This window comes from Pseudoxanthomonas mexicana (assembly GCF_046736355.1).
Classification (GTDB): Bacteria; Pseudomonadota; Gammaproteobacteria; order Xanthomonadales; family Xanthomonadaceae; genus Pseudoxanthomonas_A; species Pseudoxanthomonas_A mexicana_B.
On record NZ_CP157201.1, the window covers coordinates 1147572 to 1165438 of the forward strand.

The window sequence follows — 17867 nt, forward strand, 5'->3', positions numbered from 1 at the left end:
ATGTCCAACATCTTCACCCGTACCGCCACCGGCGTCTGGGACTGGGTCAACGCGCGCGCGCCGGGCATGATGCCCATGTACCGCAAGCACATGACCGAGTACTACGCGCCGAAGAACTTCAACTTCTGGTACTACATGGGCTCGCTGGCCATGCTGGTGCTGGTCAACCAGATCGTCACCGGCATCTTCCTGACGATGCACTTCAAGCCGAGCGCGGCGGAAGCCTTCGCCTCGGTCGAGTACATCATGCGCGACGTGGAGTGGGGCTGGCTGATCCGCTACATGCACAGCACCGGCGCCTCGCTGTTCTTCATCGTCGTCTACCTGCACATGTTCCGCGGGCTGATGTACGGCAGCTACCAGAAGCCGCGCGAGCTCGTGTGGATCCTCGGCATGCTGATCTACCTGGTGCTGATGGCCGAGGCGTTCCTGGGCTACGTGCTGCCGTGGGGCCAGATGTCGTTCTGGGGCGCCAAGGTCATCATCTCGCTGTTCGGCGCCATCCCGGTCATCGGCAACGGCCTGACCGAGTGGATCATGGGCGACTACCTGCCCTCCGACGCCACCCTCAACCGCTTCTTCGCCCTGCACGTGATCGCGCTGCCGCTGGTGCTGCTGCTGCTGGTCGTGCTGCACCTGGGCGCGCTGCACGAGGTCGGTTCCAACAACCCCGACGGCGTCGAGATCAAGAAGGGGCCGAAGGGCAACCGCTGGGACGCGAACAAGCCGGCCGACGGCATCCCGTTCCACCCGTACTACACGGTCAAGGACCTGGTCGGCGTCGGCTTCCTGCTGATCCTGGCCGCCTTCATCATCTTCTTCGCGCCGACCTTCGGCGGCTGGTTCCTCGAGCACGACAACTTCAACGAGGCCAACCGCCTGGTCACCCCGGAGCACATCAAGCCGGTGTGGTACTACACCCCGTACTACGCGATGCTGCGCGTGGTGCCGGACAAGCTGGGCGGCGTGATCGTGATGTTCGCCGCGATCGCCATCCTGTTCCTGGTGCCGTGGCTGGACCGGGCCAAGGTCAGGTCCTACCGCTACCGCGGCCTGCTGTCGTGGGCGCTGCTGCTGACCTTCGCCGGCAGCTTCATCTGGCTGGGCAAGATCGGCGCCGGCCCCGGCACCGACCCGGTCGAGACCATCATCGGCCGCGTGCTGACCTTCTACTACTTCGCTTTCTTCATCACCATGCCGCTGTGGACCAAGCTAGACAAGACCAAGCCGGTGCCGGAACGGGTGACGACGCATGACTAAGACCTTCGCCTCCCGCCTCGCCGTTTTCGCCAGCGGGCTGCTGATCTCCTTCGCCGCTTCGGCCGCCAGTCCCGGCGCGCCGCTGCAACAGGCCGGCAACGACCTCGGCGACAAGGCCTCGCTGCAGCGCGGCGCCGCGCTGTACATGAACTACTGCTCGGGCTGCCACTCGCTCAAGTACCTGCGCTACTCGCGCATGGCCGAGGACCTGGGCCTGACCGAGGAAGAGGTGATGGAAAACCTCAACTTCACCGGCGCCAAGTTCGGCGAGCAGATCGGCGTGTCGCTGAAGACCGCCGACGGCGACGCGTTCTTCGGCAAGATGCCGCCGGACCTGTCGCTGATCACCCGCACCAAGCTGGGCGAGTCGGACTGGATCTACACCTACCTGAAGTCGTTCTACCTGGACGAATCGCGGCCGCTGGGCTGGAACAACCAGCTGTTCCCGAACGTGTCGATGCCCAACCCGCTGTGGGAGCTGCAGGGCCTCCAGCACGCCGAGTTCGGCGAGGCGAGCGCCGGTGGCGAGCGTCCGGTCAAGGGGCTGAAGATCACCCAGCCCGGACGCCTGAGCGCCGCCGAGTTCGACCAGGTCGCGCGCGACATCACCAACTTCCTCGAGTACGCCAGCGAGCCCGCGGCGCTCAAGCGCCAGGGCATGGGCGTCTGGGTGATCCTGTTCCTGGTCGCGCTGACCTTCCTGGCCTACCTGCTCAAGCGGGAATACTGGAAGGACGTGCACTGACGATCCCGTTCCCCGGTTCCCGGCCACGCCGGGATCCGGGCACGCGGAGGCCGGGGGAGCCTGCCTTTCGCGAACGGGGCGCGCACGCTCGGGGACCGTGACGACTGCCAGCAAGGGGCTGGCCGCGTCGGTGCGATCGGCGGATTCCGATCGTCGGGAGAGCCGTGATGGCTGCGAGTCCACGTATGCGCAATACACTGACGCTGTTTTCCTCCACCGACGACGTGCTGTGCCACCGCGTGCGGCTGGTGCTGGCCGCCAAGGGCGTGAGCTACGACCTGATCGCGGTGGATCCGCAGAATCCGCCCGAGGATCTGATCGACCTCAATCCCTACCATTCCGTGCCTACGCTGGTGGAGCGCGACCTGGTGCTGTACGCGGCCTCGGTGGTCAGCGAATACCTGGACGAACGCTATCCGCACCCGCCGCTGATGCCGGTGGATCCGCTCTCCCGCGCGCGCCTGCGCCTGGCGATGCTGCGCATCGAGCACGACTGGGTGCCGCAGGTGCAGGCCATCCAGCTCGGCAACAAGCAGCAGGCCGAGGCCGGCCGCAAGCGCCTGAAGGAGCTGCTGACCGCCTCGGTGCCGCTGTTCAAGGCCAGCAAGTTCTTCCTCAACCCGGAAATGAGCCTGGCCGACTGCGCGATGGCGCCGATCATCTGGCGGCTGCCGTCGCTGGGCGTGCCGCTGCCCAAGGACGGCAAGGCCATCGAGGACTACGGCAACCGCATCTTCCGCAACCCCGGTTTCGTCCGCAGCCTGACCGAGGCCGAGAAGAAGCTGCGCGAGCTGCCGGCGTGAAGGCTGCGATTCGGGATACGGGATTGGGGATTGGCAAGAACGGGCCACGCTCGCGCATTGCGATCCTTGCCTTTTCCTGACCCCGAATCCCCAATCCCGAATCCCGGCTCCATGACCACCGACTCCGTGCCCCGCATGACCAGCCATCGCCCGTACCTGCTGCGGGCGCTGGCCGAGTGGATCGCCGACAACGGCATGACCCCGCACCTGCTGGTCGATGCCACGCATGCCGGCGTGCAGGTGCCGGCCAGCGCGGTCAAGGAAGGCAAGGTGGTGCTCAACATCGCCGAGCGCGCGGTGGTGCGGTTGCAGATCGACAACCACGCAGTCAGCTTCACCGCCCGCTTCGGCGGCGTCAGCCATCCGGTGATGGTGCCGATCGCCGCGGTGCTGGCCATCTACGCGCGCGAGACCGGGCAGGGCATGGCGCTGCCGGAGGACGTCGGCCCCACCGCCGGTCCCGACGACGACGGTGATCCGCCGTCGCCCGAAGCCCCCGGTCCCGACGATGCGCCGCCTCCGGGCAAGCGCCCGCACCTGCGCGTGGTGAAGTAGGCGCGGGATTCCCGGCGCTGTTCAACGCCGCCGCGGCGCGCGAATCACTGCGTCGTCGGCACCCGCCGCAACGGTCCGACGAAGGACACCAGTTCCTCGCCGCGCAGCACCAGCCGGCCGACGTGCCGGTCGCTGCCGTCGTACGAATACTCGAAGCGGAAGGTGCGCTCGAAGCCCAGCCGGCCGTCGTCGCCGCGGCGCAGTTTCAGCCCGTTGGCGTGGACGCTCTGGTCCAGCCACAGCACGCCGGCCTGCTCGCACGCGCTGCGCCCCAGTTGCCCGGCGCGCTCGGCGGCCGCGCGCGCGGCGTTCCAGTAGGCGAACACGGCGGCGCCGGCGATCATCAGCAGGATCAGGGAAGGCATGGCGGATCAGCGAGGGTAGGCAGGAACGGGAGTGGCAGCCGAGGCGAGCCGGTCCGGCGCGCATGCGCCACACGCGTGGCAAGGCTGCGGCCGCGGTGATGGCCTCATGCCAGCCCCGCCGGCGGCGGACCCAGCTTCATCGACAGGTCGATGGCGCGCACGTGCTTGGTCAGCCCGCCGATCGAGACGTAGTCCACGCCGTCCTCGGCGATGCCGCGCAGGGTGGAAAGATCGACGCCGCCGGAGACTTCCAGCGGAATCCGGCCGGCCGCGCGCCGCACCGCCTCGCGGCGCGCGTCGGCGTCGAAGTCGTCGACCAGGATGCGCTCGCAGCCGGCTTGCAGCGCCTGGTCCAGTTGCTCCAGTGTCTCCACCTCGACGATCAGCGGCAGCGACGGCTGCTGCCGGCGCGCCTCGCGCACGGCGGCGGCCAGCGAGCCGGCGGCGCGGATGTGGTTCTCCTTCAGCATGACCGCGTCGTACAGGCCGATGCGGTGGTTGTGGCCGCCGCCGCAGCGCACCGCGTACTTCTGCGCCAGGCGCAGGCCGGGCAGGGTCTTGCGGGTGTCGAGGATGCGCGTGCGGGTGCCGCGCACCGCCTCGACGTAGCGCGCGGTGGCCGTCGCCGTCCCCGACAGGGTCTGCAGGAAATTGAGCGCCGCGCGCTCGGCGCTGACCAACGCGCGGCTGCGCCCGGCCAGCGTCGCCAGCACGGTGCCGGCGGCCACGCGATCGCCCTCGCGCACGCGCCAGTCGATCCGCACCCGCGGATCCAGCGCGCGGTGGCAGGCGTCGAACCACGGCCGGCCGGCGATCACCGCGTCCTCCTTGCACAGCAGGTAGGCGACGTCGTCGGCGTCGGGCAGCAGCGCGGCGGTGACGTCGCCGCCGCCGATGTCCTCGGCCAGCGCGCGCGCGACGTCGTCGGCGATGGCGCTGTCCGGCGGGGGGGCAAGCTCCGCGCTCATCGTGCCGGGAAGTCGGCCACCTGCGAGGTGGCGATGGCCTCCTCGGCCAGCAGCACCGGGATGCCGTCGTCGACGCGGTAGACCCGCTTGCGGTCGCCGGTGACCAGCGCCTGCTTCAGCGGCTGGTCCTGCGCGCTCTCGTCGGTGCGGCGCACGCCGCCGGCGGCGATGGCGCGGTTGAGCACCTCCAGCCCGCGCGCCTCGAGCAGCGACAGCGGCTGGCGGGTGGCGGGGCAGCACAGCAGGTCCAGCAGTTTGCGATCCATGAGGGGATTCGGGATTGGGGATTCGGAAGGGGTGAAAAGCGTATCACCTTGTCGGGATTGGGGATTCGGGATTGGGGTTTGGCTTTATTCCGAATCTCGAATGCCAATCCCCAATCCCCAATCCCGGTCCCCAACCCCGAATCCCGCTAAAATGCCCCTTTAGTGATCGAGGACGGCCATGACCGCCAGCGTTCCCGGCCCCGTGGTGGGCATCGTGATGGGCTCCCGCTCCGACTGGGAAACCATGCAGCATGCGGCGCGCAAGCTCGACGCGCTGGGCGTGCCCTACGAAGTGAAAGTGGTCTCGGCCCATCGCACGCCGGACGTGCTGTTCTCCTATGCCGAAAGCGCGAGCTCGCGCGGCCTGCGCGCGATCATCGCCGGCGCCGGCGGCGCGGCGCACCTGCCGGGCATGCTGGCGTCCAAGACCGCGGTGCCGGTGCTGGGCGTGCCGGTGCAGAGCAAGGCGCTCAACGGCATGGATTCGCTGCTGTCGATCGTGCAGATGCCGGCCGGCATCCCGGTGGCCACCTTCGCCATCGGCAACGCCGGCGCGGCCAACGCGGCGCTGTTCGCCGCCGCGCTGCTGTCGCCCGAGCACCCGGCCATCGGCCAGGCGCTGGCCTCCTTCCGCCAGCGCCAGACCGACGAGGTGATGGCGCACGACGACCCGCGCCAGCCCGCATGACCACGGTCGGCATCGGCAAGCACGCGCTGCGCGCATGCATGCTCCCCTCTCCCCATCCCTCTCCCGCGTGCGGGAGAGGGGGAGCAGGTGCCATGCGGGTTCGCCTGGAGTCGCAGACTGGAGTAGTGAAGAGATTTTGCGCATGACCACGGTCGGTATTCTCGGTGGCGGGCAACTGGCCCGCATGCTGGCGCTTTCCGGCGCGCCGCTGGGCCTGCGCTTCCTGGTGATGGACACCGTCGCCGACGCCTGCGCCGGACAGTTCGCGCCGCTGCTGGTCGGCGACTATCGCGACGAGTCCGCGCTGGCGGAGTTCGCTTCGCGGGTGGACGTGGCGACCTTCGATTTCGAGAACGTGCCGGCCGAGAGCGCCGAATGGCTTTCCGCGCGCGTGCCGGTGTTCCCCAACCCGCGCGCGCTGGCGGTGACCCAGGATCGGCTGGTCGAGAAGACCCTGTTCCGCGGTCTCGGCATCCCGGTCGGGCCGTTCGCCGCGGTGTCCTCGCGCGGGGAACTGGAGGCGGAAGTCGCGCGCATCGGCGGGCCGTGCATCCTCAAGACGCGCCGGCTGGGCTACGACGGCAAGGGGCAGTTCCGCATCCGTCCCGACGGCGGCGCCGAAGCCTCGATCGACGCGGCCTGGGAGGCGCTGGGCGCGCAGGCCGGGGCGGTCGGCCTGATCGTCGAGGCGTTCATTCCGTTCGAGCGCGAGTTGTCGGTGGTGGCGGTGCGCGGCCGCGACGGCGAGTTCCGCGCCTGGCCGCTGACCGAGAACTGGCACGTCGACGGCGTGCTGTCGGCCAGCCTGGCGCCGGCGCGGATCGACGAGACTTCGGCGCAGGCCGCCATCGGCCACGCGCGCAGGCTGGCCGAGTCGCTGGACTACGTCGGCGTGTTCGCGCTGGAACTGTTCCTGCGCGACGGCCAGTGGCTGGCCAACGAGATCGCCCCGCGCGTGCACAACTCCGGGCACTGGACGATCGAGGGCGCCGAGACCTCGCAGTTCCAGAACCACCTGCGCGCGGTGCTGGGCCTGCCGCTGGGGTCCACGGCGATGCGCGGCCATGCCTGCATGCTCAACTGGATCGGCCAGATGCCCGATGCGCTGCCGCTGCTGCACGAGGCCGGCGGCCACTGGCACGACTACGGCAAGCAGCCGCGCTTTGGCCGCAAGGTCGGCCACGCCACGCTGCGCGCCGACGATGCCGCCACGCTGGCACAGGCGCTGCAGCGCGTCGGCGCGGCGCTGGGCCGCGAGGCGCAGGTGGCGCCGGTCGTGGCGCGACTGACCGAATAGCGCAGGCGCCGTCGTGGGAGCGACGTGAGTCGCGACAGGGCTTCCCAATGAACCGTCGCGACTGACGTCGCTTCCACAGACGGCACCTCAACAAAACGGCCGGGTTTCCCCGGCCGTTTTCCGTTCTCGCGATGATGCGGCGGGCTTACTTCAGGTTGCCGGCCACGAAGTCCCAGTTGACCAGCGCCCAGAACGACTCGACGTACTTCGGCCGCGCGTTGCGGTAGTCGATGTAGTAGGCGTGCTCCCACACGTCGATGGTCAGCAGCGGGGTGTCTTCGCCGGTCAGCGGGGTGGCGGCGTTGGAGGTGCTGGCCAGGCTGAGCGAACCATCCGGGCGCTGCACCAGCCAGCCCCAGCCCGAGCCGAAGGTGCCGATGGCGGTCTTGGTGAACTCTTCCTTGAACTTGGCGAAATCGCCGAAGGCCTTGTTGATCAGTTCGCCGAGCTTGCCGGTCGGCTCGCCGCCGCCGTTGGGCTTGAGGCAGTTCCAGTAGAAGGTGTGGTTCCACACCTGGGCGGCGTTGTTGAACATGCCGCCCTGCGACTTGCGCACGATTTCCTCCAGCGACAGATCGGCGAACTCGGTGCCCTCGATCAGCTTGTTGAGGTTGTCGACGTAGGTCTTGTGGTGCTTGCCGTAGTGGTAGTCGATGGTCTCGCCGGAGATGTGCGGCTCCAGCGCGGTGCGGTCGTAGGGCAGGGGGGGCAGTTCGATGGCCATGGGAGGGTTCCTTGCAGCTAGGCGGTGGGAAGGTCTGGCGCCGGCGGACGGGCCGCAGGGCTTACAATGGGCGGCCGTCGGCGCGCCGGCGAGCGGACCGAAAGTGTACCCGACGGTGGTTTGCCTGCCGTCAAAGCAGGAGAAATCAGCATGCCGGTGATGGAACGCATCCAGGCCGAAGTGGACAGCCACCCGATCGTCCTTTTCATGAAGGGTACGCCGCAGTTCCCGATGTGCGGCTTTTCCAGCCGCGCCGTGCAGGCGCTGCAGTCGGCCGGCGCGCAGCCGCTGCACACGGTCAACGTGCTCGAGGAGCCCGAGATCCGCGCCAACCTGCCGCGTTTCTCCAACTGGCCGACGTTCCCGCAGCTTTTCATCCACGGCGAGTTGATTGGCGGCTGCGACATCACCCTCGAATTGTTCGAATCCGGTGAACTGGCGCGCATCGTCTCCGAGGCGCAGGCGCAGTGATGCTGATCGACCTGCCCATGCGCGCGCCGCGCGCGCTCGACGGCCGCGTGGTGCTGATCAGCGGCGCGGCCGGCGGCCTCGGCAGCGCCGCCGCCCATGCCTGCGCCGTGGCCGGCGCGACGACGGTGCTGCTGGGGCGCAAGGTCGCCAGGCTCAATCGCGTCTACGACGCCATCGCCAAGGCCGGGCCGGAACCGCTGCTGTATCCGCTGGATCTGGAAGGCGCCTCGCCCGACGACTACGCCGAACTGGCGCAGCGGCTGGAGGCCGGACTGGGCCGGCTCGACGGCGTGCTGCACTGCGCGGCCGAATTCCGCGGGCTGACCCCGCTGGAGCACACCGACCCGGCCGCGTTCGCGCGTGCGCTGCACGTCAACCTGACCGCGCCGTGGTGGCTGTCGCAGGCCTGCCTGCCATTGCTGCGCAAGTCGGACGACGCGGCGCTGGTATTCGCGCTGGACGATCCGGCGCGGGTCGGCCAGGCGTACTGGGGCGGCTACGGCGTGGCCCAGCACGGGCTGGCCGGGTTGGTCGGCATGCTGGCGGCCGAGCTGGCGGCCTCGCCGGTGCGGGTCTCCGCCCTGCGGCCCGGCCCGATGCGCACGCCGCTGCGCGCGCGCGCCTATGCCGACGACAACGACGCAGGCACCGCCGCGCCGGCCGACTATGCGCAGGCCTGCGTCACCCTGCTCTCACCCGAAGGCGCCGTCCATCGCGGCAGGATCTGGGAACCCCACCAGCCATGACCATCCTCTCGGCCGCGCTGCTGCTGTTTTTGATCCTCGATCCGCTGGGCAACATCCCGGTCTTCCTCAGCGTGCTCAAGCCGCTGCCGCCCAAGCGCCAGCGCTACGTGCTGGCGCGCGAACTGCTGATCGCGCTGGCGGTGCTGATGATGTTCCTGTGGGCCGGCAAGTACGCGCTGGAGATGATGCACCTGCGCCAGGAATCGGTCGCCATCGCCGGCGGCATCGTGCTGTTCCTGATCGGCGTGCGGATGATCTTCCCGCGCCCGGAAGGCCTGATGGGCGAAATCCCCGGCGGCGAGCCCTTCATCGTGCCGCTGGCCATCCCGCTGGTGGCCGGTCCCTCGGGCATGGCCGCGGTGATGCTGATGGGCAGCAACGAACCGGCGCGGCTGGCCGACTGGAGCCTGGCGCTGGTGCTGGCGTGGAGCGCCACGGCGGCCATCCTGTTCTCCTCGACCCTGCTGTACAAATGGCTGGGCATGCGCGTGCTGACCGCGGTCGAACGGCTGATGGGCATGCTGCTGGTGGCCATTTCGGTGCAGATGGTGCTTGACGGCATCGGTACCTACCTCAAGCTGGCGCCCCCCAACATCTGAAGTCGCGCCGCCGCGGCGGGCATCTCTTCAAGTGTCTGAATAACAAATGAATTGCGCCTGGTGAGGATGCCTGCGTCGCCATGCTGCGGTGCGCAATCGCTGTCACCTTCCGGTCACAAATTGGCCTTATCGTGTTAATCTGATGTTAACCATACGCAGTCGTTTCGCGTGGTCACCCAGGGAACGAAGAACACCTTTCATGCCAGGCCCCCGACGGCCTGCGGGCACGCGTCTTCCAGCCAGTTTTGCATCGCCACCTTCCCGTACCGAGGCTTAAATCCATGAATCAATCCCGTCGTCTCCGGATGTCCAAGCTGGCGCTTGGTCTCGTTGCCGCGCTCGCCGCGGCGCCGGTCTTCGCGCAGAGCACCTCCGCCGGCGTCGGCGGCCTGGTCACCGACAATGGCGGCCAGCCCGTCGCCGGTGCCGAGGTCGTCATCACCCACGTCGAATCCGGAACGGTCAGCCGCGCCACCACCGATGCCAGCGGCCGCTACAACGCCCGCGGCCTGCGCGTGGGCGGCCCGTACCAGATCACGATCACCAAGTCGGGTGCCGGTACCAAGACCGAGGACAACGTCTACCTGAACCTCAACCAGGTCAATACGATCAATGCCGCGCTCACCGGTGATCTGACCACGCTGGAGACGGTGACCGCCGTGGGTTACGCCGGTGGCTCGGAAGTGTTCAGCGCCAGCAAGATGGGTGCGGGCACCACGTTGAACCAGCAGGCGATCGCCGCGGCGCCGTCGGTGGGCCGCAACATCCAGGATCTGATCCGCCTCGACCCGCGCGTGTCGCAGGTCAGCAAGGCAGACGGCGCCATTTCGGCCGGTGGCCAGAATTCCCGCTACAACGCCATCCGCATCGACGGCGTCAGCACCAACGATCCCTTCGGCCTGGAGAGCAACAACCTGCCGACCGAGCGCCAGCCGGTGTCGATCGACGCGATCGAAGAGGTCAAGATCGACCTGTCCAACTACGACGTGACCACTTCCGGCGGCACCGGCGCGGTGGTCAACGCCGTCACCAAGTCCGGTACCAACGAGTTCCACGGCACCCTGTACGGCGTGTACCGCGACAAGGACATGGTCGGCGACGACCGCAACGGCAATTCCTTCAACGGCTTCAACGAGGAAGAGACCTACGGCTTCACCCTGGGCGGCCCGATCCTCAAGGACAAGCTGTTCTTCTTCGCCAACTACGAGAAGTTCAAGCGCGGCGCGCCCGGCCCGGACCTGGCCAACACGCCCTACGGCGCCGGCCGCATCACCGATACCGACATCGCCGCGATCCGCGCAGCTGCCACCACGTGGGGCTTCGATGCCGGCTCGCTGGACGGCGTCGAGTCGCTGAACACCGACATCGAGGAATACGCGGTCAAGCTGGACTGGAACATCAGCGACAACCATCGCGCCAACTTCCGCTACAGCAAGATGGAGCAGGACGTGGCCAAGCTGCCGCCCAGCAGCTGGAGCTCGGCCATCTCGCTCAACACGCACTGGTACAACCAGTACAAGAGCTTCGAGAGCTACGTCGGCCAGCTCTTCAGCGACTGGAGCGACAACCTCTCCACCGAGTTGAAGGTCTCGCGCCGCGACTACGTGGCCATCGCCGAACCCACCTCGCGCCTGCCGCACATCCGCGTCGACTTCGGCAACGACTACGTCGTGCTGGGCACCGAGCAGAACCGCCACGTCAACATCATCGACACCAAGCAGGACAGCCTGTTCCTGGCCGCCAACTGGTTCGTCGGTGATCACACGCTGAAGTTCGGCGTGGACTACGCCACCAACGACATCTTCAACTACTATGGCCGCAACCAGAACGGCTACTACCGTTTCGGCAGCCTGGCCCAGTTCATCGCCGGCAACCCGCGCGAGTACGCCTACCGCGCCCCGGCGCCGGGTGGCAGCCACGCCGACATCCCGGCCAGCTACACCATCAAGAACACCGCGTTCTTCGTCCAGGACACCTGGGCGGTCAACTACAACCTGAGCCTGGTGTTCGGCATCCGCGGCGACAAGCCGTCCTTCGACGGCAGGCCGCTGCACAACGCCTGCATCTCGTCGGCGCCCAACCCGGCCGGCACCGGTCCGGCCGACTGCCGCTTCGGTGGCTACGGCTTCGACAACACCAACCTGATCGACGGCATCGTCTGGCAGCCGCGCTTCGGCTTCAACTACACCTTCGACGGTGACCTGCAGTCGCAGATGCGCGGTGGCGTGGGCCTGTTCATGGGCGACATGCCGAACGTCTGGATCTCCGGCGCCTACCAGAACACCGGCCTGAACTACATCGAGTACTCGGCCAACAACACCACCGGCATCGGCCCGATCTTCTCGCCGGATCCGGACAACCAGCCGACCACCGGCAGCGTCGGCGGCCGGCAGAACGTCGACATCGTCGCGCCCGGCGTGAAGCAGCCGTCGGTGTGGAAGGCCAACCTGGCGTTCGATCAGGAACTGCCGTTCTGGGGCCTGGTCGCCTCGGCCGAGCTGCTGCTGACCCAGGTCAAGGACGGCCTGTACCTGCAGCGCCTGGATCTGGGCGCGCCCAACACCATCGTCGGGCCCGACGGGCGCCTGATGTACTGGAACGACAACGGCCTGAATCCGGGCAACTGGAGCCTGACCTCGCTGTCCACCGTGAGCGGCGGCACGCAGCGCTTCAACCGCCTGCCCTACGCCGGCGACGTGATGATGCTGGCGCACACGGACCAGGGCCACAGTCGCCAGCTCACCGTCAGCCTGGAAAAGCCGCTGGCCGACAACTGGTCCTGGATGCTGGCCTACACCTTCACGGAGGCCAAGGAAGTCGGCACGCTGACCAGTTCGCAGAACACCTCCAACTGGAACAACCAGCTCGGCCTGAACCCGAACGACGGTTCGCTGCAGGATTCGCGCTATGCGATCAGGGACCGCATCAACGGCATGCTGACCTTCCAGAAGGCGTTCTTCGGCGATCACAAGACAACCGCCTCGCTGGTGTATGAAGGCCGCAGCGGCCGTCCCTTCAGCTACGTGTTCTACAACGATGCCAACGGCGACAGCCGTGCCTTCAACGACCTGCTGTACGTGCCGACCGGCCGCGGCGACGTCGTCTTCCGCGACGTGACCGTGACCTCCGGCGGCGTTTCCACCTTCTACTCGGCGGCCCAGCAGGAAGCGGCCTTCTTCGAGTGGCTGGCGCAGCATCCGGAGCTTGCCCGCTACGGCGGCACCTTTGCACCGGCCAATGGCTTCCGTTCGGGCTGGACCAACACCTTCGATCTGCGCGTGAGCCAGGAACTGCCGGGCTTCTGGAAGGGACACAAGTCGTCGGTCACGCTGGACGTGATGAACGTGGGCAACCTGCTGAACAAGAAGTGGGGCCTGATCGAGGACGCCGGCTTCAACGCCAACCTCGGCGTGGCCAACTTCGCCGGCATCTGCAATACGGCTGCCATCGGCAGCGGCATCTGCCCGGCCGGTTCGCAGGGCAAGTACGTCTATCGCTTCACCGGCCCGCAGGAACACCAGATCCAGGAAGTCAACGGCGACGGCGTCAACACCGGCGTGTCGCGCTGGTCGGCGCAGGTGACCTTCCGCTACGAGTTCTGAGCGGCAGGACATCGATGCAAGTCTGGAACGGCCGGGGCGACCTGGCCGTTTCCTTTTTTCGGGGGCGCTGCCTTTGCCACGGGCTCTGCGATAAAGTCCCCGATCTGACACGACGACGACAGGAAGGCTCATGAAAGAAGCGGCAACGAGGGCGCTGCCGGTGCAGGATGCGCGGATCTACCCGCGCGGGGGGCTGGACGTGCTGTCGCGCATCGAGGTGGCGCGCCTGCGCGACGCCTCGGCCGGCGGCATGCACGAATTGCTGCGGCGCTGCGCGCTGGCGGTGCTGACCAGCGGCAGCGCGTCGGACGATCCGCGCGCCGCGCGCGACCTGTACCCGGATTTCGACATCCAGGTGCTGCAGCAGGATCGCGGCGTGCGCATCGACCTGCTCAACGCGCCGGCGATGGCGTTCGTCGACGGCGAGATCATCCGCGGCATCGCCGAGCTGCTGTTCGCGGTGGTGCGCGATCTCGCCTATACCGCGATCGAGCTGGGCCCGGAATGCGGCAACGACCTGGATTCCACCACCGGCATCACCAACGCGGTGTTCGGCCTGCTGCGCAACGCGCGCATCCTGCGCCCGGCCGATCCCAACCTGGTCGTGTGCTGGGGCGGCCATTCCATCTCGCGCGACGAATACCTCTATACCAAGCAGGTCGGCTACGAGCTGGGCCTGCGCGGGCTGGACATCTGCACCGGCTGCGGTCCGGGCGCGATGAAGGGGCCGATGAAGGGCGCCACCATCGCCCACGCCAAGCAGCGCCGCCGCACCACCCGCTACATCGGCATCACCGAGCCGGGCATCATCGCCGCCGAATCGCCGAACCCGATCGTCAACCACCTGGTGATCATGCCGGACATCGAGAAGCGCCTGGAGGCGTTCGTGCGCATCGGCCACGGCATCATCGTGTTCCCGGGCGGCGTCGGCACGGCCGAGGAAATCCTCTACCTGCTCGGCATCCTGCTGCGCGAGGAGAACGCGGACCTGCCGTTCCCGCTGGTGCTGACCGGCCCGGGCGTCGCCGCGCCCTACTTCGAGCAGATCGACCGCTTCATCCGCCTGACGCTGGGCGAGGCCGCCGCCTCGCGCTACGAGATCGTGGTCGGCGATCCGCCGACCGTGGCCCGGAAGATGGCCGCCGGCATCCGCAGGGTGCGCGAATACCGGATCGCGCAGAAGGACTCGTTCTTCTTCAACTGGGCCATCGACATCCCCGAGGCCTACCAGCGCCCGTTCGTGCCCACGCACGAGGCGATGGCCGCGCTGGACCTGCACCACGGCCGGCCCGCGCACGCGCTGGCGGCGGACTTGCGGCGGGCGTTCTCCGGCATCGTGGCCGGCAACGTCAAGGAGGAGGGCATGCGCCGGATCGAGCAGTTTGGCCCGTTCGAGATCCACGGCGACACCGACATGATGCAGGCGCTGGACGCGCTGCTGCGCGCCTTCGTCGAGCAGCGGCGCATGAAGATCTCCGGCGAGTACCGGCCCTGCTACCGGGTCATGGCCTGACCCCGGCGGCATACACCTTCCGGAGCACCACATGGCCGAGCCCGCCGCCAGGGAACCCTGGCTACCCGACTTCTGCCGCCGCCCCCGCATCCTGGTGATGCTGGCGCTGTCGCAGCTGGTGGTGGTGGTGGTGTACCTGGCGCCGGGCGGGCGCATCGGCGGGCTGGGCGACCTGCTGTCGGCCAGCGCGTTCGCGATGTGGATGGCGCTGGCCGTGTCCATCCTGCTGTGCGTGACGCGCGATGCCCTGTCGCGGTTGCCGATGCGCACCGGCGCGCTGGCGGCGGTGGTGCTGTCCGGGGTAGTGGCGATCGCCGCGGCCGGCATCGTCTACGGCGTGTACGCCATCACCGGCAACGCGCCGCTGCAACTGGGCTTCTGGCGCTTCGTGCTGGGCGTGGCGGCGATCGTCGTGCTGATCACCTCGCTGGCGCTGCGCTATTTCTACGTCAGCGATCGCTGGGCCGCGCAGATCAACGCCAACGCGCGCGCCGAGGCCGACGCCTTGCAGGCGCGCATCCGCCCGCACTTCCTGTTCAACAGCATGAACCTGATCGCCAGCCTGGTGCGGCGGGATCCGGAGGTGGCCGAACGCGCGGTGCTGGACCTGTCCGACCTGTTCCGCGCCGCGCTGGGCGCGGGCGAGAACAACTCCACGCTGGAGCAGGAAGTCGAACTGGCCCGCCGCTACCTGGCGATCGAATCGCTGCGCCTGGGCGATCGCATGCAGGTGTCGTGGGAGTTGGACCAGGCGCTGCCGTGGAGCCTGCCGCTGCCGCGCCTGATCCTGCAGCCGCTGGTGGAGAACGCGGTCCTGCATGGCGTCTCGCGACTGCCGGAGGGCGGCGTGATTGACATCACGATCCGCATGGAAGGCGACAGCCTGCAACTGACCCTGCGCAACCCGGCGCCTTCGCCGGATGCGCCCGGGCTGCGCCTGGGCCAGGGTACCGGCCATGCCGTGGCCAACATCGAACGACGTCTGACCTACCGGTTCGGCGCGCGCGCGCGCATCGAACGCGAATGGAAGCAAGGACAGTACGAGTGCTTGGTCACGCTTCCGCTGGGGCAGGCTTCGCAGTGAAATCCCTGTCCTGTCAGCAACTTGGGCTTGCCCGGCCCAGCATGCGTCGGAATCCCGACACCTGTCCGGCGATCCCTACCGTTCATCCTTGACCGGACTTGCCTTGCGCAGTTGTCGGGGTAGCCTAGCCGCAGTCCAAGCTGGGGAGCGGACAGGCGATGTCCAGGCGGCAGGTTCACGGGTTTACCTTGATTGAGTTGATGGTCGTGGTGGCCGTCGTCGCCGTGCTTGCGGCTGTTGCTTTTCCCAATTTGAACGGGGTCATCCGCGCCAATCGCGTGGCCACGGCAAGCAACGAGATGATCGCATCCCTGGCGCTGGCACGCAGTGAGGCCGTGCGCGGTACACGCGGAGCGGGCGTGTGCAGCAGCGCCAACGGCACGACCTGCGGTGGCAACTGGAATGATGGCTGGATCGTCTGGCAGGACACTAATGGCAATGGTGCCTTCAGCGCGGGTGTGGACCAGATCGTCCGTTACACGCAGGGCCGCTCGACGCTCACATTGGCGACAGAGCCCGGCGAGATCTTCTTTGACCCGCGAGGCCGGCCTGACGCAGCACGGGGGTTCACAGTTACGCCCACTGGGTATGACGAAGATGCGCGAGGCGTTTGTCTGAGCGCAACTGGCCAGGCAAGGGTTGTCCAGGGAGCATGTCCATGAACAGTGGTGTGAGGCGGCGGTATGCTGTGCGCCCGGTCCGGGGATTCAGCCTGATCGAGGTGATGATCGCAGTGCTGATTCTTGCGTTGGGCCTGTTGGGGTTCGCACTGCTGCAAACCATGAACGTACGGTTTGCCAAGAGCGCCAATCAGCGTACTCAGGCTACCAACCTCGCATACGAATTGCTTGACCAGATGCGAGTCAATCGAATTGCGGCTGTTGCGTACGTGGGCAACTACGCGGCCAGTCCGCCCAACGCGGTCGGATGCAGGCCCAATGGCTCGGTGGGTCCTGCGCAGTTCCGTAACATGTGGCAGTGCCGCCTGCAGTACACGCTGGGCGCAGGCAGCACGGCCAGGGTTACCTTCGACAACAGTGTGGCCATCGTCACCATTACCTGGAACGATGCATCCAACAATGAATCCTTTGAAGTAAGGACCCGGCTATGAGCATGAGCATCAGGCCACGTTACCGGGTTTCCGGATTGTCGCTCATCGAACTGATGATTGCTTTGTTGATAGGCACCTTCCTGATGCTGGGGCTGGTGCAGGTATTCAGCGCATCGCGCGAGGCCTACCGACTTTCCGAAGGGTTGGCCCGCGTGCAAGAGAACGGACGCTTTGCGCTGGACTATTTGCAGCGTGATATCCGCATGGCGGGTCATTTCGGTTGTGTAAACGATCAGGCACGTTTGCTGACGCCGGATATCATGCGATCGCATTTCACTGCCGGCGATCCCCTGGATTTCAATATATCTATACAAGGCTTCGATGGCGGTCCCCCTGGAGTTTTATTGAACCCAGCCCCATTGGCGAATACCGATTCGATAGCATTGCGTTTCCTTAGCGGTAGCGGTGTGCCTCTCAACAGCATTGATACTGCAAGTAGAGTGGCCTCATTCAATCCGGCAAGGTGGCCGGTACTGAGCCAGGATGGTGTTACCAACCCAGTGCTTTTTGGCATCGCCGACTGCGCCTATGCAGATGTGTTCCGAGCGGAAGCAACCAGCAATGGCTCGGTAACTGTGCCTGCCTCCGTGGATCTTGAGCGATACGGCACAAGTCCAGAAGGAGGACCAGCGACGTTGTATCGCGCCGAGGTTATTTACTACTACATCGCTTTGGGAGCGAGTGGGTTGCCTTCCCTTTATCGCGCCCGATTGGGCAACATCGTCGGGCCGTCCGAAGAACTGGTCGAGGGCATCGAGAACCTCCAGTTCCGATACGGTCTCGATCGCTCCGCAGACGTGAACCAGCCCACGGGCTATATCGAGACCGAGGGCAATGCCACCGCGATCAACGCCGACATGAGCAACTGGCGCAGGGTAGGCCAGGTGCAAGTGGCCTTGCAGGTTGCCAGCCCCAACCCGGCGACTTCGCTGCAGGCCCAAGCTGAAAACCAGAGCTGGATGCTGGATGCCAACCAGACTGCGCCGGATGACCGGCGTTTCCGGCAGGTCTACCAGTCCACCATCGCCCTTCGCAATCGCCTGTATGGCAATTGAGGCTACGACATGACA

Annotated in this window: 19 protein-coding genes; 15 read left to right on the forward strand and 4 right to left on the reverse strand. The window is 67.1% G+C overall.

Annotated elements, in window-relative coordinates; all coding sequences use genetic code 11:
• From AAG688_RS05120 to AAG688_RS05135, 4 genes are all read left to right on the forward strand, one after another.
• Nucleotides 1-1260 carry a cytochrome b gene (locus tag AAG688_RS05120; RefSeq protein WP_411834282.1) on the forward strand — a complete coding sequence of 420 codons (1260 nt, stop codon included), beginning with the start codon at nt 1-3 and terminating at the stop codon, nt 1258-1260.
• Nucleotides 1253-2005 carry a cytochrome c1 gene (locus tag AAG688_RS05125; protein ID WP_411834283.1) on the forward strand — a complete coding sequence of 251 codons (753 nt, stop codon included), beginning with the start codon at nt 1253-1255 and terminating at the stop codon, nt 2003-2005. The genes AAG688_RS05120 and AAG688_RS05125 overlap by 8 nt, the downstream gene beginning before the upstream one ends.
• A gap of 167 nt (nt 2006-2172) precedes the next feature.
• Nucleotides 2173-2808, forward strand: a complete 636-nt coding sequence (locus AAG688_RS05130; RefSeq protein ID WP_411834284.1) for a glutathione S-transferase N-terminal domain-containing protein — start codon at nt 2173-2175, stop codon at nt 2806-2808.
• 111 nt (nt 2809-2919) lie between these two features.
• Nucleotides 2920-3363, forward strand: coding sequence for a ClpXP protease specificity-enhancing factor (locus AAG688_RS05135; RefSeq protein ID WP_411834285.1), 444 nt, complete (start codon nt 2920-2922; stop codon nt 3361-3363).
• Nucleotides 3364-3407: 44 nt separating this feature from the next.
• On the opposite strand, the gene AAG688_RS05140 is transcribed toward AAG688_RS05135, so the two are convergent.
• The 3 genes from AAG688_RS05140 to AAG688_RS05150 form a co-directional block, all read right to left on the reverse strand.
• Nucleotides 3408-3728 (reverse strand): DUF3301 domain-containing protein, encoded by a 321-nt coding sequence (locus AAG688_RS05140; RefSeq protein ID WP_411834286.1) that lies wholly within the window; start codon nt 3726-3728, stop codon nt 3408-3410.
• Nucleotides 3729-3832: 104 nt separating this feature from the next.
• Nucleotides 3833-4696, reverse strand: a complete 864-nt coding sequence (gene nadC / locus AAG688_RS05145) for a carboxylating nicotinate-nucleotide diphosphorylase (protein ID WP_411834288.1) — start codon at nt 4694-4696, stop codon at nt 3833-3835.
• Complete coding sequence (locus AAG688_RS05150; protein ID WP_411834289.1) at nt 4693-4962, reverse strand: Trm112 family protein; 270 nt, start codon at nt 4960-4962, stop codon at nt 4693-4695. Before AAG688_RS05150 ends, nadC begins: the two co-directional genes overlap by 4 nt.
• A 178-nt stretch (nt 4963-5140) precedes the next feature.
• Between AAG688_RS05150 and purE the strand changes: the two genes are divergently transcribed.
• Together purE and AAG688_RS05160 are read left to right on the forward strand one after the other, a co-directional pair.
• Nucleotides 5141-5650: a 5-(carboxyamino)imidazole ribonucleotide mutase gene (purE, locus tag AAG688_RS05155; protein WP_411834290.1), complete on the forward strand. Its 510-nt coding sequence runs from the start codon at nt 5141-5143 to the stop codon at nt 5648-5650.
• 142 nt (nt 5651-5792) lie between these two features.
• On the forward strand, nt 5793-6947 hold the full coding sequence (locus AAG688_RS05160; RefSeq protein WP_411834291.1) for a 5-(carboxyamino)imidazole ribonucleotide synthase: 1155 nt from the start codon (nt 5793-5795) through the stop codon (nt 6945-6947).
• 145 nt (nt 6948-7092) lie between these two features.
• Here the strand turns inward: AAG688_RS05160 and AAG688_RS05165 are convergent, their stop codons facing one another.
• Nucleotides 7093-7671 (reverse strand): superoxide dismutase, encoded by a 579-nt coding sequence (locus tag AAG688_RS05165; protein ID WP_411834292.1) that lies wholly within the window; start codon nt 7669-7671, stop codon nt 7093-7095.
• A gap of 150 nt (nt 7672-7821) precedes the next feature.
• Here AAG688_RS05165 and grxD point away from each other — a divergent pair, with 150 nt between their 5' ends.
• The 9 genes from grxD (at nt 7822) to AAG688_RS05210 (ending at nt 17852) form a co-directional block, all read left to right on the forward strand.
• Nucleotides 7822-8142 carry a Grx4 family monothiol glutaredoxin gene (gene grxD, locus AAG688_RS05170; protein WP_411834293.1) on the forward strand — a complete coding sequence of 107 codons (321 nt, stop codon included), beginning with the start codon at nt 7822-7824 and terminating at the stop codon, nt 8140-8142.
• Nucleotides 8142-8888, forward strand: a complete 747-nt coding sequence (locus AAG688_RS05175) for an SDR family NAD(P)-dependent oxidoreductase (RefSeq protein ID WP_411834294.1) — start codon at nt 8142-8144, stop codon at nt 8886-8888. The genes grxD and AAG688_RS05175 overlap by 1 nt, the downstream gene beginning before the upstream one ends.
• The gene (locus AAG688_RS05180) at nt 8885-9487 is read left to right on the forward strand and encodes a YhgN family NAAT transporter (RefSeq protein WP_411834295.1); all 603 of its coding nucleotides are present in this window, start codon (nt 8885-8887) and stop codon (nt 9485-9487) included. The genes AAG688_RS05175 and AAG688_RS05180 overlap by 4 nt, the downstream gene beginning before the upstream one ends.
• A gap of 305 nt (nt 9488-9792) precedes the next feature.
• Nucleotides 9793-13089, forward strand: coding sequence for a carboxypeptidase regulatory-like domain-containing protein (locus tag AAG688_RS05185; protein ID WP_411834296.1), 3297 nt, complete (start codon nt 9793-9795; stop codon nt 13087-13089).
• A 130-nt stretch (nt 13090-13219) separates the two neighbouring features.
• Nucleotides 13220-14602 (forward strand): nucleotide 5'-monophosphate nucleosidase PpnN, encoded by a 1383-nt coding sequence (gene ppnN / locus AAG688_RS05190; protein WP_411834297.1) that lies wholly within the window; start codon nt 13220-13222, stop codon nt 14600-14602.
• 31 nt (nt 14603-14633) lie between these two features.
• A complete protein-coding gene (locus AAG688_RS05195) occupies nt 14634-15686 on the forward strand; it encodes a sensor histidine kinase (protein WP_411834298.1) in 1053 nt (350 codons plus the stop codon).
• Nucleotides 15687-15844: 158 nt separating this feature from the next.
• On the forward strand, nt 15845-16348 hold the full coding sequence (locus AAG688_RS05200; RefSeq protein WP_411834299.1) for a GspH/FimT family pseudopilin: 504 nt from the start codon (nt 15845-15847) through the stop codon (nt 16346-16348).
• Nucleotides 16345-16797, forward strand: a complete 453-nt coding sequence (gene pilV / locus AAG688_RS05205; protein ID WP_411834300.1) for a type IV pilus modification protein PilV — start codon at nt 16345-16347, stop codon at nt 16795-16797. The genes AAG688_RS05200 and pilV overlap by 4 nt, the downstream gene beginning before the upstream one ends.
• Nucleotides 16794-17852, forward strand: coding sequence for a PilW family protein (locus AAG688_RS05210; protein WP_411834301.1), 1059 nt, complete (start codon nt 16794-16796; stop codon nt 17850-17852). The genes pilV and AAG688_RS05210 overlap by 4 nt, the downstream gene beginning before the upstream one ends.
• Nucleotides 17853-17867: the final 15 nt, after the last annotated feature.